The sequence below is a fragment of the Pseudarthrobacter sp. J1763 genome (assembly GCF_050490295.1).
In the GTDB taxonomy this organism is placed as follows: Bacteria; Actinomycetota; Actinomycetes; order Actinomycetales; family Micrococcaceae; genus JBNPEO01.
Genome location: NZ_JBNPEN010000004.1, coordinates 20,414 through 39,550 on the forward strand (window position 1 = coordinate 20,414; position 19,137 = coordinate 39,550).

19 protein-coding genes and 3 tRNA genes are annotated in these 19,137 nt (G+C 58.5%); 13 read left to right on the top strand and 9 right to left on the bottom strand.

Going from position 1 to position 19,137, the window contains the following annotated elements:
- Nucleotides 1–66 precede the first annotated feature (66 nt).
- Entirely contained in the window at nucleotides 67–1,509 is a 1,443-nt protein-coding gene (locus tag ACQQCD_RS05010) for an NCS2 family permease (protein WP_430267321.1), read from the bottom strand.
- 123 nt (nucleotides 1,510–1,632) lie between these two features.
- Between ACQQCD_RS05010 and ACQQCD_RS05015 the strand changes: the two genes are divergently transcribed.
- Nucleotides 1,633–2,355, top strand: coding sequence for a copper resistance CopC family protein (locus tag ACQQCD_RS05015; protein ID WP_430267322.1), 723 nt, complete (start codon nucleotides 1,633–1,635; stop codon nucleotides 2,353–2,355).
- Nucleotides 2,356–2,427: 72 nt separating this feature from the next.
- Here ACQQCD_RS05015 and ACQQCD_RS05020 read toward each other — a convergent pair whose 3' ends face one another.
- Together ACQQCD_RS05020 and ACQQCD_RS05025 are read right to left on the bottom strand one after the other, a co-directional pair.
- Nucleotides 2,428–3,138 (bottom strand): FAD-binding protein, encoded by a 711-nt coding sequence (locus ACQQCD_RS05020; protein ID WP_430267323.1) that lies wholly within the window; start codon nucleotides 3,136–3,138, stop codon nucleotides 2,428–2,430.
- 60 nt (nucleotides 3,139–3,198) lie between these two features.
- On the bottom strand, nucleotides 3,199–4,572 hold the full coding sequence (locus ACQQCD_RS05025; RefSeq protein ID WP_430267324.1) for a D-arabinono-1,4-lactone oxidase: 1,374 nt from the start codon (nucleotides 4,570–4,572) through the stop codon (nucleotides 3,199–3,201).
- 314 nt (nucleotides 4,573–4,886) lie between these two features.
- On the opposite strand from ACQQCD_RS05025, the gene ACQQCD_RS05030 reads away from it, so the two are divergent.
- Complete coding sequence (locus ACQQCD_RS05030; RefSeq protein WP_430267536.1) at nucleotides 4,887–5,855, top strand: universal stress protein; 969 nt, start codon at nucleotides 4,887–4,889, stop codon at nucleotides 5,853–5,855.
- A gap of 127 nt (nucleotides 5,856–5,982) precedes the next feature.
- Here ACQQCD_RS05030 and ACQQCD_RS05035 read toward each other — a convergent pair whose 3' ends face one another.
- The 3 genes from ACQQCD_RS05035 to ACQQCD_RS05045 all read right to left on the bottom strand — a co-directional run bounded on the left by ACQQCD_RS05035 (nucleotide 5,983) and on the right by ACQQCD_RS05045 (nucleotide 9,260).
- Nucleotides 5,983–7,512 (bottom strand): C40 family peptidase, encoded by a 1,530-nt coding sequence (locus tag ACQQCD_RS05035; protein ID WP_430267325.1) that lies wholly within the window; start codon nucleotides 7,510–7,512, stop codon nucleotides 5,983–5,985.
- Between the two features lie 266 nt (nucleotides 7,513–7,778).
- On the bottom strand, nucleotides 7,779–8,699 hold the full coding sequence (locus tag ACQQCD_RS05040; RefSeq protein WP_430267326.1) for a cation diffusion facilitator family transporter: 921 nt from the start codon (nucleotides 8,697–8,699) through the stop codon (nucleotides 7,779–7,781).
- A gap of 9 nt (nucleotides 8,700–8,708) precedes the next feature.
- Nucleotides 8,709–9,260, bottom strand: coding sequence for a DMT family transporter (locus ACQQCD_RS05045; protein WP_430267327.1), 552 nt, complete (start codon nucleotides 9,258–9,260; stop codon nucleotides 8,709–8,711).
- Nucleotides 9,261–9,326: 66 nt separating this feature from the next.
- Between ACQQCD_RS05045 and ACQQCD_RS05050 the strand changes: the two genes are divergently transcribed.
- The 11 genes from ACQQCD_RS05050 (at nucleotide 9,327) to ACQQCD_RS05100 (ending at nucleotide 14,399) form a co-directional block, all read left to right on the top strand.
- Nucleotides 9,327–9,399: transfer RNA gene (locus tag ACQQCD_RS05050), tRNA-Glu, on the top strand.
- Nucleotides 9,400–9,491: 92 nt separating this feature from the next.
- Nucleotides 9,492–9,565, top strand: a tRNA-Asp gene (locus ACQQCD_RS05055).
- Between the two features lie 48 nt (nucleotides 9,566–9,613).
- Nucleotides 9,614–9,689: transfer RNA gene (locus tag ACQQCD_RS05060), tRNA-Phe, on the top strand.
- A 98-nt stretch (nucleotides 9,690–9,787) separates the two neighbouring features.
- The gene (locus ACQQCD_RS05065; RefSeq protein ID WP_430267328.1) at nucleotides 9,788–10,771 is read left to right on the top strand and encodes an aldo/keto reductase; all 984 of its coding nucleotides are present in this window, start codon (nucleotides 9,788–9,790) and stop codon (nucleotides 10,769–10,771) included.
- Between the two features lie 18 nt (nucleotides 10,772–10,789).
- The gene (locus tag ACQQCD_RS05070; RefSeq protein WP_430267329.1) at nucleotides 10,790–11,644 is read left to right on the top strand and encodes an NAD-dependent epimerase/dehydratase family protein; all 855 of its coding nucleotides are present in this window, start codon (nucleotides 10,790–10,792) and stop codon (nucleotides 11,642–11,644) included.
- Nucleotides 11,645–11,720: 76 nt separating this feature from the next.
- Nucleotides 11,721–12,194, top strand: coding sequence for an Asp23/Gls24 family envelope stress response protein (locus tag ACQQCD_RS05075; RefSeq protein WP_430267330.1), 474 nt, complete (start codon nucleotides 11,721–11,723; stop codon nucleotides 12,192–12,194).
- Entirely contained in the window at nucleotides 12,191–12,382 is a 192-nt protein-coding gene (locus ACQQCD_RS05080; protein ID WP_430267331.1) for a hypothetical protein, read from the top strand. Before ACQQCD_RS05075 ends, ACQQCD_RS05080 begins: the two co-directional genes overlap by 4 nt.
- A complete protein-coding gene (locus ACQQCD_RS05085) occupies nucleotides 12,379–12,774 on the top strand; it encodes a hypothetical protein (RefSeq protein WP_430267332.1) in 396 nt (131 codons plus the stop codon). The genes ACQQCD_RS05080 and ACQQCD_RS05085 overlap by 4 nt, the downstream gene beginning before the upstream one ends.
- Nucleotides 12,771–13,358: a DUF6286 domain-containing protein gene (locus ACQQCD_RS05090; RefSeq protein WP_430267333.1), complete on the top strand. Its 588-nt coding sequence runs from the start codon at nucleotides 12,771–12,773 to the stop codon at nucleotides 13,356–13,358. Before ACQQCD_RS05085 ends, ACQQCD_RS05090 begins: the two co-directional genes overlap by 4 nt.
- Nucleotides 13,355–13,966 (top strand): hypothetical protein, encoded by a 612-nt coding sequence (locus ACQQCD_RS05095; protein ID WP_430267334.1) that lies wholly within the window; start codon nucleotides 13,355–13,357, stop codon nucleotides 13,964–13,966. Before ACQQCD_RS05090 ends, ACQQCD_RS05095 begins: the two co-directional genes overlap by 4 nt.
- Before the next feature lie 193 nt (nucleotides 13,967–14,159).
- A complete protein-coding gene (locus ACQQCD_RS05100) occupies nucleotides 14,160–14,399 on the top strand; it encodes a CsbD family protein (RefSeq protein WP_430267335.1) in 240 nt (79 codons plus the stop codon).
- 94 nt (nucleotides 14,400–14,493) lie between these two features.
- On the opposite strand, the gene ACQQCD_RS05105 is transcribed toward ACQQCD_RS05100, so the two are convergent.
- The 3 genes from ACQQCD_RS05105 to ACQQCD_RS05115 form a co-directional block, all read right to left on the bottom strand.
- Nucleotides 14,494–16,275: a glycoside hydrolase family 13 protein gene (locus tag ACQQCD_RS05105; RefSeq protein ID WP_430267336.1), complete on the bottom strand. Its 1,782-nt coding sequence runs from the start codon at nucleotides 16,273–16,275 to the stop codon at nucleotides 14,494–14,496.
- Between the two features lie 105 nt (nucleotides 16,276–16,380).
- A complete protein-coding gene (locus tag ACQQCD_RS05110; protein ID WP_430267337.1) occupies nucleotides 16,381–18,633 on the bottom strand; it encodes a hypothetical protein in 2,253 nt (750 codons plus the stop codon).
- Nucleotides 18,633–18,956 carry a hypothetical protein gene (locus ACQQCD_RS05115; RefSeq protein WP_430267338.1) on the bottom strand — a complete coding sequence of 108 codons (324 nt, stop codon included), beginning with the start codon at nucleotides 18,954–18,956 and terminating at the stop codon, nucleotides 18,633–18,635. The genes ACQQCD_RS05110 and ACQQCD_RS05115 overlap by 1 nt, the downstream gene beginning before the upstream one ends.
- Nucleotides 18,957–19,137 lie beyond the last annotated feature (181 nt).

Genomic DNA, 19,137 nt, shown 5'->3' on the forward strand with positions numbered 1-19,137 from the left:
AGTTGGCACTTCGCGTGGATGTTTCGGTGAAACACCCACGCGAAGTGCCAACTCGACGGAGGGAAATTAGTTGATGCCCAGCATTTGCTCGATCGGGCCAATTCCAAAGAAGATCAAGAACGCGGCAGCCACGGTCCACATCAATGGGTGAATTTCGCGTGCGCGGCCCTGGAACGTGCGGATCAGCACAAAGGCGATGAAACCGGCACCCAGACCGTTAGCGATCGAGTAGGTGAACGGCATCAGGGTGAAGGTCAGGAACGCCGGAATGGCTATGCCCCAGTCGCTCCAGTCGATGCGTCCCACCTGGGAAACCATCATAAAACCAACGACGACGAGCGCCGGCGCCACAGCCTCGAACGGCACCAAGTTGATCAGCGGGGTAAAGAACATAGCCACAAGGAACAACAGGCCGGTGACCACAGAGGCCAAACCGGTACGTGCACCTTCGCCAATGCCGGCGCCGGATTCGACATAGATCTGGTTGGAGGACACCGAAGCGCCACCACCAACGATTGCGCCCAAAGCGTCAATCTGGAGTACCCGATCAACGTTGGGGATGTTGCCATCCTTATCAATGGTGCCAGCCTCGGTAGCCAGGCCAACCATGGTTCCCATGGCGTCAAAGAAAATCGACAACAGGATCACAAACGCCAGCAGTGCTGCTGCAACAAAACCGAGGTGCTCAAAGGCGCCGAAGGGGTTGGCCTTACCAATCAGACTCAAGTCCGGTGCGGTCCAAGCTGTGAACTTGGGGGCCACTAGGGACCAGCCCTGAGGGTTGGTGGTCTTGCCGTCGAAGCTGGGACCGATGTGCAGGGTGAATTCGAGGATCACGGACAGAACAGTGGAGGCGATGATACCGATCAGGATTGCGCCCTTAACCTTGCGAACCACCAAAGCGATGGTCAGGATTAGGCCAAAGACGAAGACCAACGTGGGCCAGCCCATCAGCTTGCCGTCAAAACCCAAACCAACCGGAACGGTGGTGCCAGCAACGTCAGGGATACGCCGAACAAAGCCAGCGTTCACCAAGCCGATCAAAGCGATAAACAGACCAATGCCCACAACAATTGCGGTCTTGAGTCCCTCAGGTACGGCCTTGAAAACTGCGGTGCGGAAACCGGTCAGAACCAGAATCAGCATGGTCACACCGGAGAGGACAACGAGGCCCATCATGTCCGGCCAGGTCAGGCCGGGGTGGGTTGATACAGTGACCGCTACAAAAGCGTTCACGCCCAAGCCGGTAGCCAAAGCGAAGGGGTGTTTGGCCCATGCGCCCATCAGAATGGTCAAAACACCGGCCACCAGTGCGGTGACAGCCGCTACGGCGGTGAAGCCCAAAACCTGACCGCTCGAGTCTTTGCCCGCGAGGATCAGGGGGTTCAGCACCACGATGTAGCTCATGGCGAAGAACGTTGCGAAACCACCACGGATTTCGCGTGAAAAATTGGAGCCGCGCTCCGAAATCTTGAAGTATCGGTCCAGTGCCGATCCCTGCTTGAGCATGCTTGTGCCTCCGGGAACTAGGGGTGATGAGTCAAATCATATTCGCTTCGGCGCTGGGCTGAGTCCAAAAGAGCTTAGTGTGTAACTAAGGCAACACCCGTAAATACAAGGAGATCTAGCGTGATGAGTGCCCGACGGCTGCCATTTTTACCTTCGAGCAGGGTGGTGATGCGCTGGCTTGGGGCCTTGTTGCTAGTGGCCGGTTTGGGATCCTTGGGTGTTGCTGCTGCCTCGGCCCACGACTCGGTGGTGGGAACATCTCCCAGTAAAGATTCCACCGTGGCCGTGGTTCCTTCCCAGGTCACCGTCACCTATAGCGAAAATCCCCAAGGCATCAATCCCATCGTTCAGGTGAAAGATGCGAGCGGAACCAACTGGTCTGACGGTGCTCCCACAATCGTGGACAACGTGGTCACACAGAAACTCAAGGCCGGTGCCCCCGCCGGTAAGTACACGGTCCTTGCGGACATTGTCAGCTCAGACGCTCACCGGACTCAGGAAAATTTCACGTTCACGGCAAAGGCCGGCTCACCAGCGGCAGATGGTTCAGGTACGACGGCGGCTACCGCACCTAGTGGCGACGGCGCCGTTGCTGGGACTGCTGCACCGGGTTCTCCAGGACCTGAGACAGCCACGGATGACGCCTCCGAACCGTTCCCTTGGAGCATTGTGGCGTTTGCGCTAGTGGCTGTGGGTTTGCTGGTTGCGTTGGCCCTGATGGCTCGCCGCCGTATTGGTGCTGACTCCACAGGATCGGCTGCAAACGCATCTGATGACGAATTAGATGATGACGACGATGACGATTTCGATCAGGAAGACGGCGTCACTCAGGACCGGATCGTTTAGGTCAGTTCGTTGATGTCCATCAGCTAGCTAGGTAAGAGGTAGCTAGGTAAGTGGTAGCTCGGCCAGAGATTGCTAGGCCAGCCGGACGCCGGCGTAGCCGATGGCGCGCTGCCCGGCTGATGGCCGGGAAATAGTTGCCGCCCCGGCGGTTGCCCCAGAGATGACCTGACCTACGAGCTTGGCTTTGCGTAGAACTTCTTTGTGGCCCGGGGTGACAAGTTCGCCGATGCCCACCAGATAGATGCCAAGTTTTCGCATGGCAGCAATAACGTCCCGGGTCAGTGACATGCCCAGCTCGGCAAGCATGCGACGCAGCTGGTTTTGTGCGCAGTAGGTTAGAACAATGCTGTCTGCCAACAGCACGCCGTCTTCGGTATGGATGGCCCATCGCTGCTTGGGAGCAGGGACAATGGCCTCGGCGCCGTTGGTGTTGCTCTTGGCAGGTGCGTTATCAATTGGTCTCAGGTGGATGGCGTGGGTGCCCTTGCGAATATCTAAGCCGTGGCTATTGGCATAATTCCGTAGGTGACGCATGATTTCGGTGCGTTCCCTATGCGAAGCGGCATCAGCGTCGTGAATGCGGGGGAGCTGTCCGGTGGTTACAGGTGGATCCGCGCGCAAAGTATGGCTGGGGAGAGGGATATCAAGGCCATCCACAATAATCGCTGCAATGCCTTGGCGGCTCAGTTCACTGGCCACCGCTAGACCGGGAAGGCCCGAGCCAATGACCACGGTGGTAGTTTCCTCGGCCGCGCCTTCGGGGAAATGTGGTGTGCGCTTCATACCAGCAGGTCTCCTCGGAAAGGTAGCGGACCGCATAAAAATACGGTCCGACGGTGCGGATTATCCCCCGAATGGTGGTAACACTCGGGCAAGATATTCGTTATTAAAAACGTGTCCCGGATCAACAACGTCTCGAACACTACAGAACTTTTCCATGCTTGGATAGAGCCCGCCGAGGACCTGGTAGTCCAAGAAATGGACCTTGCCCCAATGCGGCCTTCCTCCATGCGCTAGGAAGATCTCCTCCGCGGCCCGGAAGTACTCAGTAAATTCGGTCTGAACATAGGCATGAACGGCCACGTAGCCGGTCAGGCGGCCATTGGCAGTGGAAAGTGGAATGGAATCAGCGGCGGCACAGCGAACCTCAACGGGGAATGGCACGTTCAACTTTTTCCGGGCGATCATTGCTTCGAGTTCCCGCACAACCTCCGGAACCTGTTCCAAAGGCAAGGCATATTCCATCTCACGGAACTTGATGGTTCTAGGGGTGGCGAACACCAGATGAGACCGGTCCGAGTACTCGCGGTTTCCCGTCAAATGGGTAACCACGCGGTTGGTGCGTGGCACGGCAGCCGGGAAGCGATGCAAAACCCTGTTGAGACCATCGAACAAAATATTGGACACAACTGTCTCGTCCACAAATTTGCCGATGGGATTAAGCCGTCCTGGGACCGAGGTGTTCTGGTGGTATTCCGGTCCAGTGCCAGCGGGCAACCTAGTGTTGCTTTTGCTCAGCGCGGTGTTGGTATGCGGAAACCAAAAGAATTCAAAGTGATCAACACTTGCTGCTCGCTCAGTGAACGATTCCAGCACACCAGCCAGAGGTTCCCGCCGTTCCTGAGCGTGGAGGATAAAAGCGTCCACACACTGAATGGTGACCTCGACGATGATGCCGATGGCGCCCAAACCCAGCCGTGCAGCAGAGAACACTTCCGGGTTGTTCTCTTCAGAGCAGCTGATGAGAGCTCCCGTGCCCGTGACGATCTTCAACGCCTTGACCTGGGTGGGCAGCACACCAAACTTCAATCCGGTCCCGTGGGTGCCTGTGGAGATGGCTCCGGCGATGGTTTGTTGATCAATGTCGCCCAGATTTTCTAAGGCCAGCCCATACGGCTCCAAAAGTGCTGACGCACGGTGCAGGGTAGTGCCGCCAAGGAACGTGGCTTCTTTGCGCTCGCGGTCTACGTGCAGCAGACCGGAGAGCCCATGAGTGCGGAGTTGAACGCCTGCGCTCAAGGCAATTGAGCTGAAGCTGTGTCCGGAGCCAACGGCTTTGATGGGGGTGCCGTCTTGGACAGCCTGGGTGACTATCGAGGCCACTTCTTCAGCAGTGGTGGGGGTGTGCCAATCGCTAGGTTGGCACCGCTGGGTTCCTGCCCAGTTACTCCACTCAACGCCTAGCTTGTGTGCATTGAACATTTTGAACCCGCTCATCAAAAAATTCTGCCCCTCGATGCAATCTGCTGCGGCTATTACAAGTGACACTCTTTCACGTCGTTAGCACTGTTCCAGCACTGGGTAGTCATAAGTGGACAACTCTTGCAAGATAGCTCCAACTCGTCCTCCACAGGCTTGAATACCGGATGCCAAAGGGCAATAGTTGGGGCAAGAGTTCTTGATAGTGCAGGCACAACCGTAAGGAGGCGGTCCGGTTGGTTCAGGACGGTACAGGGGTCAACGGTACAGAAGTAACGGGCCAAGAAAGCCGGGCCGCAGCAAGGGTCCCCGAGCCAGGCGCCTCTGGCGGCATTGTGGTGGGCGTGGATGGCTCTGAACACGGCCAGTGCGCGCTGATTTGGGCCGCGAAAGAAGCGCAGCGTCGGAACAAGCCGCTGCACATTGTGACCGCATACTCCATTCCAATTTTTGCGGCTTCAGGGCTCGACGGCGGCTACGCCACCATTGACGACGGGGTCATCCGGGATGGCGCTGAAGCAATCTTGAAGCAGGCACTGGCCAAGGTTGCCGAGTACAACATTGACGTTGACGCCACCGTTGAAAATGGCGACGCCTCCGGTGTGCTGCTTGAGCTGAGCGAAGAGGCTGAGCTCTTGGTGGTTGGTACGCGCGGCCGGGGCGGATTTGTGGGCCGCTTGCTGGGCTCCGTGAGTTCCGCCCTGCCGGCACACGCCAAGTGCATCACTGTGACTGTTCCACTTCGTTGCGCTCCGCGCTTGGGTGAGACCACAGAGGATCGCCATGTTCAGGCAGAGATCCGCAAGGATCAGGACATTGCTGTTGCCAACCGCGTAGTGGTGGGCGTTGACGGTTCCGAGCAGGCCCGTGTGGCCGTTCTGGAGGCTGCGGCGCAAGCGGAGCGGATGGGTGCCGAGCTGCAAATCGTCTGTGCCGTGCCGCAGTACAGTGGGACGCTTGCATGGGTCCCGGCAGCACTGGACCGCGAAGCAATTTTCAAGGACATTCAGACGCAACTTGATGCAGGGATCGCCTGGTTGAAGAGCCATTTCCCCAATCTCAAAGCAAGCACACTCTTGAAAGATGGTTCGCCGGTTGAAGTCATGGTCGAGGCCAGTCGCGAGGCTGAACTCGTAGTGCTGGGCACACGTGGCCGCGGCGGATTCGCCGGAATGATGCTGGGCTCCACCTCGGACGGCGTATTGCACCACTCCAAGGGGCCGGTCATGGTTGTTCCGGACCGCGAAGATCCGCGCTTGGCTGACAGGTCCAACTTTGGTCCCATGCTTGGCACCGTCTAAATAGCGCGGCGTCTAGAACACGCGGATTTAGAGCACGTGCTTCTCTGCCATGCCTTGGGAAGATCGCAGGTCTAAGCGGGGACCTTTGTGGTTAGCGCCGTGTTGAGCGGAGCGTTGGGTGGCACGTTTAGTACCGGGCAGCGTAACCGTAGAGCTGCATCCCGGACATCCAGGACAACTGGGTGACGGCGATTCCGTCTTGGTAGTTCAGTGCCTGCACAACTTTGCCGCCACCGATGTAGATGGCCACATGGTAGAAACTTGGTCCTGAGCCGAAGAGGAGCAGGTCGCCGGGCTGAATTTGGCTAATCGGGATGTGGTTCGGTGCAGCCCAGTACTGGTCAGTCGCGGTGCGCGGAGTGTTCACACCTGCTGCTGCGAACGCTGCATGAACCAAGCCTGAGCAGTCGTAACCAACCGGACCATTACCGCCCCACACATAGGGACCGCCAACCTTTGACATCGCAAAGTTGATGGCCGTTTGTGCAGCGGAACTTGCCGGGGCGGGCGCAGGTGCTGGGGCGGGAGCCGGTGCTGCAACAACAGGCGCAGGTGCCGGAGCCGCAACAACGGGTGCGGGAGCCGGAGCGGCAACAACAGGCGCAGGAGCCGGTGCTGCAACAACGGGTGCGGGTGCCGGAGTGATGGGCGTGGGAGCAGCTGGCGCGGCTGGCACCAAGGCTGGTGCCGACGTCGTTGGAGCCTTTGTCACGGGTGCCGCGACTGCTGGTGCTGCCACAACGGGAATTGAGGTGCCGGTGTTCGAGGACCCGCCGCTAGAAGAGCCCGAGGCAGAATTTGTAGAAGGCGCTGCGGGTGCCGGCTGACGTGCTGCTGCAGCGGCAATAGCTGCCAGGCGCTCGGCTTCACGCTGTTGTTCCAGGCCCTGCACGCGCTTGGTTTCTAGCGCAACGGTGGTGTTGCGGAGTGTGGCGAGCTGGCTGATCAAGAGAGTTTTGTCAGCAGTTGCGCTGGCTACTGCTTCAACGCGAGCCTGGTTGGTTTCCTCAGCCGTGGCTTTCGTGGACTCAGCAGTTTTGGCTGCTTCTGCTGCTGCGCGGGAGGTTTCATCTGCCGTCGCTTGGAGCGAATCGGCCACGGACTTGGCGGTCTCGGCGGTGGTGACGGTGCGTGCTTGCGAGGCGGTGATCGCGTCGAGGGTAGCGGCTCGATTGAGCAAGTCAGTGCCGGAGGTGTCCTGCATCAGAGTGCTCAGGCTGGGAGTCAGTCCGCCGTTTTTGTAAATGTTAGCGGCCAAGTTTCCCAGATCTTTATGGCTCTTTTGCGCTGCAGTTTTGGCGGCTTTTGCTTTGCTTTGGGCTAGAGCTGCTGCGTCTTGACGGTCTTTGAGGGCTAGCAGGGCGGTGGTGTAGGCGTCATTGGCCTTCATGCTTTCCACAAAGCTGGCTTGCTGGTCATCGCTGGTCTGTTCAATCAGCTTCTCTACCCGGCTCACGGCCTCCGCGGCGGAGCTCGCGTGGGCTTTGGCGTCGGCAATTTCTTGCGGGGTAGGGATGTCCCGACTGGTGCCAACGTGCGGAGCGAGAGGTGCGGAAACAGTTTGTGGCTGGGCAGATGCGGTGCCAACAAAACCGGTCATCAACAGTGCTGCTGTGCTCAACGCTGCTACGTAGCGTCCACTTCGGTTCAAACTCATCAAAAAAACCTCGTAGGTCTCAGGGCTTGAACGAGTGAGGGTTGGGGTGGTTGGCGCCATTGGCGCGCGGGGAGTGCCCCTCTGCGGATCGTCCAGCTTTACGAGGTTATGTGATCAATTGTCACTTTGGCAACATTCGTCTCATTATCAACATAAACAACAATGGTGTCATTTAGGGGCATTTGTTGCGGCGTGTCGGGACAGTGTGAAGCCGTAAAGGAGACGCAGTGGAGATGCAAAGGACACGCACGACGACGGCTCTCGCCTTATGCGTGCTGGTGATCTTCGTGGGCGGAATGGTCAGCCGGTTCCAGCTGAAAAGTGCAGTGCTCGGTATCAAAATGTGTGCCTAAACAGCCGCTAAGTTGATCCAGAATTCCGTCGGCGCCACGGGCTGTGAGGAGTTCGTCAGCCACCACAACGTGCGCCGAGAATACCGGCACACCTGAGGTGATGGTCCAGATGTGAATGTCGTGAACGTCCACCACACCTTCCACGGCAAGGATGTGTTCGCGGATCATTTGCACGTCCACACCTTTGGGGGTTGCCTCTAAGAGGACGTCTACTACGTCACGCAGCAGGCTCCAGGCTCGGGGCAGGATCATCAGCGCGATCACCACGGAGGCTATGGTGTCCGCCGCGGCGAAGCCGGTGGTCATAATGACGATCGCTGCCACAATCACGGCGATGGATCCCAGGAGATCGCCCAGCACTTCAAGGTAGGCGCCGCGAACGTTGAGGCTTTCCTGTTGCCCGCCACGCAGAATCAGTAGCGACACTAGGTTGGCCACGGCGCCGAGGATGGCCGCGAACAGCATGACGTCGGTATGAACTTCAGGGGTAGTGCCAAAGCGACGGATCGCTTCGATCAGGATCACCACTGAAATCACCAGCAGGATCAACGCGTTAGCCAGAGCAGCCAAGACTTCGGCCCGCGCGAAGCCGTACGTGCGCTGGTCGCTAGCCGGACGAGTAGCAATCCATGCCGCGGTGAGTGCAATAAAAACTCCGGCCGCATCCGAAAGCATGTGCCCGGCGTCTGCAAATAGCGCGAGTGAGCCAGAAATGATGGCGCCCACTACTTGGATCCCCACCACCGCCAGGGTGATGACTAGTACAGCAAGGAGGCGCTTCCGGTGTTTACCGGTTGCGGTGAGTGCGTGCGAATGCCCGTGGTCGTGGCCCATACGTCAAGGCTAATGCTGCTTGCGGCTTGTCAGTGCCACGCCAATCAAACAGACCACACCACCAACCCAGCCCCACGGGCCTGGAACCTCACTGAGCAGGAACCAGGAAATCAGAATCGTTGCCCCGGGGACCAGATAAGTGGTTGCGGCGAGGCCGCCCGCGCTGATCTGCGAGAGTGCGTAGCCCCATGTTGTGAACGCGATGGCGGTGGGGAAAACGCCGAGGTATATCAGCCCGAGTGTTGACGGCAAGGGTGCAGTGCTCAGCTCGCTGATCAGCTGCCCAGAGAATGGCAAGCAGCAAATGGCGCCCACCATAATCCCGAACCAGGTGGCTTGAGGGGCGGTAAAACTTCGCAGGACTGGCTTCTGAATGATGACGCTAACTGAGGCGAGTACAGCGGAAAGGAGGCACAACAGGACTCCGGCAACATCCGCCGTCGTCCGTGTTCCCGAACCTAGTGCGATCATTGCCACCCCGCCGAACGCAACAATCGAGCCGATGATCAGCCAGCGCGGAAAGCCTTCTGAACCTCGTTTTGGCTTTTCGGCGATCAGCACATATAGTTTTATAGTCCACTTCAGCGGGGATCGGGTATGCCCGAAAATCGCGAAAAGTGCGTTCTGGCCCCCATCGTCTAGCGGCCTAGGACACCGCCCTTTCACGGCGGCGGCACGGGTTCGAATCCCGTTGGGGGTACTCAGGGAATGGTCAGAAACCAGTAGAAATACTGGTAGGATTATTGCTTGTGAAATGCGGGGAGCCGCAAAAAACACTGTTGTAAAAAGTATGGCCCTGTAGCGCAGTTGGTTAGCGCGCCGCCCTGTCACGGCGGAGGTCGCGGGTTCGAGTCCCGTCAGGGTCGCTCTGATTGCTAGGAAGTTTCCCGGCGGTCATGGTGACATGTCACCTAGGCTCTGTAGCTCAGTTGGTAGAGCGTTCGACTGAAAATCGAAAGGTCACCGGATCGACGCCGGTCGGAGCCACCAGCTAGAACCCCGCAGTTCCCAGTGTTTACACGGGAGCGGCGGGGTTTTTTCTTTTCCGCTGTCCTCTTTGGCCGTGATGCAGTGGCTATAGTCGTGCCATGGAACAACGCGTATTAGGTACAACAGGCCGCTCCGTTTCTGTGGTTGGACTCGGCACATGGCAACTTGGTGCCGATTGGGGCGAGGTAGATCCCAAGGAAGCAGCGAAGGTGCTGGACGCCGCTGTTGAATCCGGTGTGACGTTTTTTGATACAGCTGATGTCTATGGGGACGGGCAGAGCGAAAAAACCATTGGCGCGTTCTTGGCTGCCAACCCAGAGCTAGACATCACAGTGGCCACCAAAATGGGCCGCCGCCTAGAACAAATTCCTGAGAACTACTCCTTGGAAAACTTCCGGCAATGGGTAGACCGTTCGCGCAAAAACCTCGGGACGGACAGTCTGGACCTAGTCCAGTTGCACTGCCCACCAACCGCCGTCTACAGCCGCCCGGAAGTTTACGATGCTCTAGAAACATTGGTTAGCGAAGGTGCAATCAAAAACTATGGCGTCAGTGTTGAGCGGACTGATGAAGCGCTAGAAGCCATCAAACACGGTGTAGCCACAGTGCAGATTATTCTTAATGCGTTCCGGCTTAAGCCCTTGGATGAGGTCCTCCCTGCAGCCAAAAAAGCTGACGTTGGCATCATTGCCCGGGTTCCATTGGCATCCGGTCTGCTGTCAGGCAAGTACACGGCGGAAACTGTCTTCGCGGAGAACGACCACCGGAACTACAACCGCAATGGTGAAGCTTTTGATGTGGGCGAGACGTTCTCTGGTGTGGACTTTGAACAGGGACTCAAAGCCGTAGAAGCCTTCAAAAACCTTGTTCCAGCCGGCGCAACAACCGCCCAAGCTGCCATTGCATGGATTACCACCCAAGACGGGGTCAGCTCGGTAATCCCAGGGGCTAGGAACCCGGAACAAGCCCGCTCCAACGCAGCAGCCCCGGAAGTCTTGGAGCAACTGGGGGCGGACTTCGAGGCCAACGTTAAGAAGATCTACAGCACCTATTTCCGCGAGTCCATCCATTCACGCTGGTAGAACCACCAAGGAGTTTTGATGAAAGTTGCTGTAACAGGCGGAAGCGGCAAGCTAGGTCGCAGCGTGGTCAAACGCTTGACTGAGGACGGCCACAACGTGACCAACCTGGACCGTGCGGGCGAGCGTGCCGCGGGATTCACACAGGTGGATCTACGCAATTACGGGCAAGTAGTTGACGTCATCCTTGGCTTGGATGACCGGCACCAAGGCTTCGACGCAATCGTGCACCTCGGCGCCATCCCGGCGCCCGGTTTGGCCCCGGACGCTGCCACTTTCGAGAACAACATGCAGTCCACCTATAACGTCTTTCAGGCTGCCCGCAGGGCTGGCATTAAGAAGATTGTTTACGCCTCCAGCGAGACGGTGCTGGGGCTGCCGTTCGACGTCGACCCTCCCTATATTCCGGTAGACGAGGAATACCCTGCCCGCCCGGAAAGCACCTACTCTCTGGTCAAGCACCTCGAAGAGCAGATGGCCATCCAGCTGACGCGCTGGGATCCGGAACTGAGCATCAGTGCGTTGCGATTCTCCAACGTGATGGACCCGGAGGATTACGCGCACTTCCCGGCCTTCGACCAGGACGCAACGCTGCGGAAATGGAACCTCTGGGGCTACATTGACGGACGCGACGGAGCACAGGCTGTGGCGCGGGCGTTGGACTACAAAACGCCCGGCTTTGAAGCTTTTATCGTCGCCAATGAAGACACCGTGATGAGCCGTTCCAGTGCGAGTCTGGCCGCTGAAGTTTTCCCCAACGTCAAGGTGGTCAAAGAACTCGGCGAGCACGAAACCATGCTCTCCATCGACAAAGCCAAGCGGCTCCTGGGGTTCGCGCCTGAGCACTCGTGGCGGTCCCAAAGCTCAAGAGGTTAGTAACATGCCACCCAACTTTTTAGCTAACCCCGGGCGCACAGGCGTTAGGGTGGAAATAACGGAAGGGGAGCACATCATGGACTATCAGGACCAGACTGCGCTGCACGCTGAGACCGGTGCGAATGGACGCACCATCATCTCCGAATCGGCGGTTGCCAAGGTGGCAGGCATTGCTGCACGTGCCGTGCCAGGAGTGCATTCTCTAGGCAGCGGCTCCTCGCGAGCGCTCGGCGCAATCCGTGACGCCGTGGGCAGCTCCGATCACTCGGCTGGGGTTCGCGCCGAGGTGGGCGAAACCCAGGTGGCCGTGGACATTAATCTTGTAGCGATCTACGGCCACCCTCTCCGCCAAGTAGCCAACGAGGTCCGCGCCGCCGTATACAACGCGGTTGAGCAGCTGGTGGGTTTGCAGGTTATTGAAGTGAACATCGAAATTAACGACGTTTACCTCGGCCAGCCCGCCAAACCCGCCACTCCTGCTGGAAGCGGTGCGGGAGCCGCGTCAGTCCAAGCACCCGGTGAACCAATTGGCCGCGAGGTTCTGCGATGAATCTGACGGTCGTTGGAATTGGTGTTGGCGCTTTTGTAGCGTTTATGGCGCTCCAATTTGGCCTCTGGGGTTTCCTGATCGCCATCGTATTTATGGCCGTCGGCGCACTTTTGGGCCGTGCAGCTGAGGGCAAACTGGACCTTCGTAGCGTTTTGGACGCCGTCACAGGCCGCCGCTCGTCCTCATGAGGGCAGACGCAATAAGCGCCGACGCTAGGACTCAGTCCGCTAGCGCCTTGGCTGGCCACACTCGCATCAGCAGCCAAGCGCTGAGCAGTTTAGCGCGTGCCGCGGCAGCCTCGGCCTTGGGCGTGCCGGCAACGGAGGTGCGGGTGACATTAAACGACGACGACGGCCTGCTGGCTTTGGCGATCAGCGCACCCATCAACGTCCCTCCGCTCTCAGCCGTGCTTCGTGATCCGTCCCGAGTGCAGACTGGCGGCGGTTCAGTGCTGGAACGTGCCAGACGCGCCAAAGAGGACATCATTAAGGACGTGACTCGGATGAGTGGCTCGCACGTGAGCCGGGTTGATATTCGCCTCTCTGGTGCACGAATTAAGGATGCAGGGAGGGTTAGATGAGTACCGAAAATGATTCCTTGATGCGCAACATCGTCACCCGCGAGAGCTTCTCCTCCCGGGCCGGTGCAGCAAGCATTGCGGCGGTGCTGGTCATTGTGGTCTGCCTCTACGCACTCTTGGAAACAACCCTCAAAGCTATTGGTCAGCCCGCTTGGTTGGCTGATCCCCAAAAGATTCTGACCCATCTTGCGGCCTTACCTCAAGGCGTTTCCCCGACTTTGCTGGGAGCTGGTGGAGCCGTGATTGCCTTCCTCGGTTTGCTGTTTTTGGGGCAGTCAGTTTTCCCTGGACGCCGGGCCCGCCACGTGATCGCCAATGACCGCACCGGTGTGGTGATCGACGACGAAGTCATCGCCTCGGCTTTGGCTCGCCGCGCGCGTTTGGCTGCGGGAGTCTCTCAGGCCCAAGTTCTGGTTACCGTCTCCCGCGCTCAGGTCCTAGTCAATGTTCGGCCCACTTCTGGTGTCCCGGTTCGTGAAGAGACCATTGCTGCCGCCGTTCAAGAAGAGCTGAACAACATGGCCCCACAACCAATGCCTACAGTCCGTGTTAACCTCGCTTCGACGGGAGTGATTGGCGCATGAATGAAACACCCCGCGTGACCAACCGCGTCCTGCTAGCCATCATCGGACTGCTCCTCCTTGCGGTGGGAGCCACTGGTATCGCACTAGCCGTATCCCCACAGTTTGTTAATTGGTGGACCGCCACGGCGGGTAGCTGGAAGCAATCGCTGGATGACGGCGTGGAACGTACGCTCATTCCCGGCAGCTCCGGAAGCTGGATTTGGGCTGTTGTGGCGGTGATCCTGGTGGTGGTTATTATTCTTGCTGGCAGCTGGCTGGCCCAGCAGGGCAAGGGCCGGGGGGACGAACTGCTCCTAGACGAGGATGGCGGAGAAACTCCCGGCGACGTCCGTATTGGAGGCGGTGTGGCCGAGCAGGCCATGCGAGCTGCGCTCGCCGAACGCACCGACTTGGTGGGTGCGAGTGTCACAACGTACCGGATCAAGGGCACCCCGGCGCTCAAAGTACGGTTGAGTCCGCGCCAAGGCGTTGCGCCCCAGCGTCTGGCGGCAGAAGTGTCCCAGCTGGCTACGGCCCTAGATGCGGTGGTGGGGCATAAGACCCCGGTTTTGATCCACATTGGTTCGGGCACACGAGCCCGCTTCACCCGGGCTGAACGTGTTCGCTAGTCCGTAACACCCCGCCAGCTGCCCAGAAATTGTCCACTCTTTGGCGATTCGCGCCCGTGAGTCTTGCATACGGGCTCCCTGTGCACTTAGCTTGGTGATCAGAGGGGATTTTCCCCTGTACTTCTGTGCGTCCGGGCCGTCGATTGTGGCAAGCGGGACGCCAGTGGAATCACCGGATACAAGGAGATACACCATGAGCGATAACTTGCCTGAAGATGTCAAGGCTGGCGCCGCTGACGCTGCAGAGAACGTCAAGGAGTTTGCAGCAGACGCTGTAGAGAACACCAAAGAGTTCGCTGCTGACGCTGCAGAGAACGTTAAAGAATTCGCCGAAGACGCTGCTGAAAACGTCAAGGAATTCGCTGCTGACGCTCTCGAGAACGCCAAGGGCTTGGGCTCCAAGATCGCCGGTATGTTTAAGGGCGACAAGTAGAACGTAGTTCTATCTAGGGATTAAACAGCTGAGGGCCGGTCGCCAACTTTTGTTGGGTGACCGGCCCTCAGCTGTTGTGTTCTAGCATTCTGCCTTAGCTCTTGGGGAGCAGCCAGACAGCGGCGTTGGGATTGAGCACTGTCCCGCTTACTGCCGCGCTGTCGCTGGGCAAAAACACCGTAAATTCGGCCGGTAGCTCAACCGCGGTTGAGCCCAGATTCGCGAGCACCAAGAGCTTCCCGTTGGTAAAAGAAACCACCCCCGCCGTAGGCGCATGCAAAGGCGACCACACCAAAATGCCCTTACCCAAAGCCCATTCCTGGCGCGCCTTGAGCGCCGCACGGTACATCTCCAGCGTGGAACCTACGACGCCGGACTGCAGCTGCGCGGCGTACTTGCGGAAGGTCTCTGGCTGGGGTAGCCATGGCTCGGCAGGTGCAGCGGACTGGGCGGGTGCCGCCGTCGTAGTTGTAGCGGTTGCAGCACCATCGGTGCCCGGTGTTGGAAGGCTAAAACCGTAGCCGGGTTCATCCGGCGACCAGGGCAGCGGGACGCGGCAACCGTCCCGGCCTGTTTCTTTTCCCTTGGTCCGGAAAAACGAGGGGTCCTGACGGAACTCTGCCGGGAGCGTGGTGTGCTCGGGCAGGCCGAGTTCTTCGCCCTGGTAGATATATGCCGAGCCGGGCAAGGCGAACATCAACAAGCTTGCTGCGCGGCCGCGGTGCAGGCCCAGCGCTTCATCCGGTTGTTCCTCTTGGGCGGAAATACCGCGCGGATACGTGGTGGGGTCCTTCAGGCCAAAGCGGGATGTATGGCGCACCGAATCGTGGTTGGAAAGCACCCACGTGGTGGGTCGTTCAACCGTGGCGCTGGCGGCCAAAGATTCATCGATGCTTTTGCTCAGGCGCAGGGCGTCCCAGCCGGCAGTGAGATAGCCGAAGTTGAAGGCCTGTTGCATTTCGTTATGACGCACGTAGCGCATCAGACGGGCCACAGGCTCTACCCATGCTTCGGCAACAAGCAGGCGGTCGCCGTCGTATTCGGCCAAAACCTTGTGCCACTGGCGGTAGATCTCGTGGACACCGTCCTGATCGAAGTACGGCGGCGCTTCTGGGGATTCCGGTGCTTCTTCTGCCGGGGCTGTTTCAGTTTTGCTGCCTTCCACCATGGCCACTTTGGCAGACCAATTGGGTAACCCGTCTGCCTTGATGAGCCCGTGAGCGACGTCTACGCGGAATCCGTCCACACCCTTGTCCAGCCAGAAGCGCAAAATGGCTTCGAATTCGGTGCGAACCTCGGGGTTGTGCCAATTGAGATCGGGCTGTTGGGAGGCAAAAATGTGGAGGTACCACTCACCGGGGGTACCGTCGGGCTCCACCACACGCGTCCAAGCAGGCCCGCCAAAGATGGACTGCCAATCGTTCGGCGGCAGGGCGCCGTCGCCCTTTACCTTCCCATCCAGGCCAGGGCGGAACATGTAGCGTTCGCGCGCGGGGGAACCGGGCGCGGCAGCGAGTGCCTCCTGGAACCATACGTGCTGGTCAGAGGTGTGGTTCGGGACCAGATCCACGATCACGCGCAGACCCAGTTCGCGGGCGCGGGTGCGCAAAGCGTCGAAGTCGTCGATCGTCCCGAAGAGCGGGTCCACCTGGCGGTAGTCTGCAACGTCATAGCCGGCGTCGGCCTGAGGGGAGCGGTAGAACGGGCTCAACCACACGGCGTCAACACCTAGCTCAGCGAGGTGGTCTAGGCGCGCAGTGATGCCGGGAAGGTCACCCATACCGTCCCCGTTGGCGTCAGAATATGAGCGCGGGTAGACCTGATAAATGACGGCGTCGTACCACCAGGGCTTTGCGGACGCGGATGCTATTGGCATGGCTGACCTTTCTGTCGCTGACCTCGCGCCCAGCCTATCCCGCCAGCCTTAAACGGCCCTTGGAGTTTGCAGTGGGCGCGTCACAAAAGCGCTGAGCTGTTGCACTTAGTTCTGGGCAGGCTTGCTGAAGTCCGGGGCATCACGTTGGTCCTTGGCGAGTTCCGCGTAAACATTGAAGATCTCATTGACGGAGGAGTGTGTGACGGGTTTGGGGCCCTGAGTCACAGCGTCATTTTCGGCTTTGACGATTGCCGCATCAACCGGCGGCTGGTACTTAGCTAGCCACTCTTTGGCTTGTTGGTCGCTGAGCTTGGAATCGCTGTTCACGCCCCCGGCCGGTTCTACAACATCAACACCTAAGGAGTGCCCCAGCGAGGCTGTAATGACCATTCGGAGATGAAGCTCTTGACGCTGAAGATTTGCGTTCGAGGCGGCTTTAGCATCGTCAGCATGGTGGGCCAACAAGGCGCTGATCCAATTGGGCTTACCGTGAACGCCTGCCGAGTTCAGGCCCAACCAGCTCACTTGCTGTTCTGGTGTCCGGGCCACAACAAAGCTCAGCAGCTTGCCCATCGGGATGTAACCCACGGCAGTTTTGACCACTACACCAGTGGCGGTAATTTGTTGGTCCTCAACCTCGGCCTGGTTGATGGGTTTGTCCTGGCTGGCGGCATCAACGATGGTCCACAGCTGAACGCTTCGCTTGGCTGCTTCGATTTTGTCGCTAATGTTCATTGTTGATGACGCGTCTGCTGTAGAAGACGCATATTCGTCAGCAAGGCTTCGCATCAGACGTTCGCCGCGATCATGGTGCATAACGATTTTCACTAACCGGGTGAGCTCCTCACGTTCCACTCGTGGGGTGGTTCGTTGGGTGGCATCGAACATTTGTCCGCTCACTGTTGTTCCGTTGGCGGACTTGTTCAGGGCGCTGAGTGTGGTTGCTGCAAGGCCGGGCACTTCAATGGCTACGGCGTTGGCCATAATTTCCCCTGCCTCGGGGGAATGCCCATCGATGACCGATGGATTGGCCAAAAGCGTCTGGATGATGTGGAAGGACATAACGGCCGTATTTTCACGTATCTGGCCTTTATAGTTATTCGCAGAAACGGCCTGTTCGATCGACTGCCACAAGAGCGCGACCGAGACGAACTCATCTATGTTGCTGAAGTCTTGGGCAAACCAATATTTGATTCGCTCTGCACCGATGTCACCGGATAGAAACTCCAGCGCGAGGTCCTTGGTTGTGGCAACCCGGGTCAACAACGGTGCCATACCTTTAAGGATTTGGGTGTGGAGTGCCGCGCCATCCGTTCCGCTCCGTTGCCGGGCAAATTTGTCCAAGATTTCCGAAGCCACCATGACGGCCGAAGCGCCCATTGGCATGGTGCCAGTAAACAGCGCACCGAGCCCTGCCGGGCTGGCAGTTAGGCTCAGGCGGCCCTTGGATTCGCCGGTGATTGAGGAGAAGTACTTGCGTGCTGTTGCACTATCCCAGCTCTGAGTTCCCACTGCCAGGCCGTTCAACAGTACGGGCACCAAAGCCGAACCAAATTCCGTCCCGGCTTGGGAGTACTGAGCCAAAAGCGTTTTTAGGTCCAAGGTCTTTTTGGCCCCAAGTGACTCATAAAACGCGGACATGGTTTCAGGATCATCCGCATACGGCAAGAGCATGCCAACCAACTGTTCACCATAGGATTCGAAGTCCCCAGGCTGTTTCAGGAAGGCCTGTGCAGCAGTGGCTAAGGTGGTTCCTCTGGCTTGTGGGCTCAAGCCTTCAGGGTCGGCAATCCCAGCGTTAAGGAAAGCCTGACGGCGGCCCACATAAGGGTGGATGGCGTGTTGCACCAGTGCCTGCTCCAAGCGTTCGTCAGCTTCGAACCGGCGTTGGCGCATGACGTCGAGGGAGCGCTCGCATTCCCACAGCTCGGTTTGTTTTTCTTCGTGCAGTGCCAAATCTGCAGATTTTGGTAGCGAAATGGAGTCCAAAAAGGCAATTGGAGGGGTGGCCGGGTTTGCCAGCAGCCAATTATTGGCCCCTTGTCTGTGGTCCAACAAGGTGCGGGATTCCACTTGGATCTTCTTCAATTCCTCGCCATAGCTGCGCAAAGCACTTTGCTGCTGGCTCACGGCCTCGGCAGCGGCACCCAACAACCCAGCCATGCGTTCCATTACTATGGACCATGCCGTGGCAGAGCGCCCCTCCCAGATTGCTTGCACCTCCACAGGGAGTGCCCTGCAATTGCGTTGCGCCTGCTCAAGCGCTCCAACCCGGGCGTGGAGCGAAACCAGTGAACTTTCAATCTCGGCCGGGTTGTGGTCTCCCGGATTCTCAGCGGAAACAAGAACCGGCGCCATTAGGACATTGCCTGAACTTGGCCCAGCCCGCTTCTCGCTGCAGGCAATGAGTAGGAAGCATCCCCAGACGCAGGGCCTTCAGTGGACGCGTAGCTGACCGCCGCTTCCCGGACATCGCGCGCGATCGAGATAAACTCGTCGCCGAAGTTCTTCAGGGTTGTGTCCGTGAGCTCTCCGGAAGTGCGGACGGAATTGGCGATTGAGAGCGACCTTGACTCGTCAAGCGTGAAAGGCAGGAAGCAGCCCAACAACATGGCAATGGACTCGATCTGCCCTGCCTTGGCGCTGAGAGAGCGGTAATCAACCGTGAATGATGTCCCCATAAAAGTTATGGTGCCAGCCGCCGAGCCTGTGGTGAAGTCGAAAATCGTCGCCTGTGGATAACTCGCTGCTATTAGCCCAAGGTTTCACTTTGGTAACTAGTTGTTAACTTGATGCAGGAACCTCTTGCGTTGCAGCTACGTAAGCGCTTACGCTGGCCAATACTAAGGCTCGGTTCAGCGG

What these genes read in the sequence shown, in the direction of transcription:
- ACQQCD_RS05010 (WP_430267321.1), bottom strand. Translation starts at nt 1,509, where the DNA reads ATGCTCAAGCAGGGATCGGCACTGGACCGATACTTCAAGATTTCGGAG.
- ACQQCD_RS05015 (WP_430267322.1), top strand. Translation starts at nt 1,633, where the DNA reads ATGAGTGCCCGACGGCTGCCATTTTTACCTTCGAGCAGGGTGGTGATG.
- ACQQCD_RS05020 (WP_430267323.1), bottom strand. Translation starts at nt 3,138, where the DNA reads ATGAAGCGCACACCACATTTCCCCGAAGGCGCGGCCGAGGAAACTACC.
- ACQQCD_RS05025 (WP_430267324.1), bottom strand. Translation starts at nt 4,572, where the DNA reads ATGAGCGGGTTCAAAATGTTCAATGCACACAAGCTAGGCGTTGAGTGG.
- ACQQCD_RS05035 (WP_430267325.1), bottom strand. Translation starts at nt 7,512, where the DNA reads ATGAGTTTGAACCGAAGTGGACGCTACGTAGCAGCGTTGAGCACAGCA.
- ACQQCD_RS05040 (WP_430267326.1), bottom strand. Translation starts at nt 8,699, where the DNA reads ATGGGCCACGACCACGGGCATTCGCACGCACTCACCGCAACCGGTAAA.
- ACQQCD_RS05065 (WP_430267328.1), top strand. Translation starts at nt 9,788, where the DNA reads ATGGAACAACGCGTATTAGGTACAACAGGCCGCTCCGTTTCTGTGGTT.
- ACQQCD_RS05070 (WP_430267329.1), top strand. Translation starts at nt 10,790, where the DNA reads ATGAAAGTTGCTGTAACAGGCGGAAGCGGCAAGCTAGGTCGCAGCGTG.
- ACQQCD_RS05075 (WP_430267330.1), top strand. Translation starts at nt 11,721, where the DNA reads ATGGACTATCAGGACCAGACTGCGCTGCACGCTGAGACCGGTGCGAAT.
- ACQQCD_RS05080 (WP_430267331.1), top strand. Translation starts at nt 12,191, where the DNA reads ATGAATCTGACGGTCGTTGGAATTGGTGTTGGCGCTTTTGTAGCGTTT.
- ACQQCD_RS05085 (WP_430267332.1), top strand. Translation starts at nt 12,379, where the DNA reads ATGAGGGCAGACGCAATAAGCGCCGACGCTAGGACTCAGTCCGCTAGC.
- ACQQCD_RS05090 (WP_430267333.1), top strand. Translation starts at nt 12,771, where the DNA reads ATGAGTACCGAAAATGATTCCTTGATGCGCAACATCGTCACCCGCGAG.
- ACQQCD_RS05095 (WP_430267334.1), top strand. Translation starts at nt 13,355, where the DNA reads ATGAATGAAACACCCCGCGTGACCAACCGCGTCCTGCTAGCCATCATC.
- ACQQCD_RS05100 (WP_430267335.1), top strand. Translation starts at nt 14,160, where the DNA reads ATGAGCGATAACTTGCCTGAAGATGTCAAGGCTGGCGCCGCTGACGCT.
- ACQQCD_RS05105 (WP_430267336.1), bottom strand. Translation starts at nt 16,275, where the DNA reads ATGCCAATAGCATCCGCGTCCGCAAAGCCCTGGTGGTACGACGCCGTC.
- ACQQCD_RS05110 (WP_430267337.1), bottom strand. Translation starts at nt 18,633, where the DNA reads ATGGCGCCGGTTCTTGTTTCCGCTGAGAATCCGGGAGACCACAACCCG.
- ACQQCD_RS05115 (WP_430267338.1), bottom strand. Translation starts at nt 18,956, where the DNA reads ATGGGGACATCATTCACGGTTGATTACCGCTCTCTCAGCGCCAAGGCA.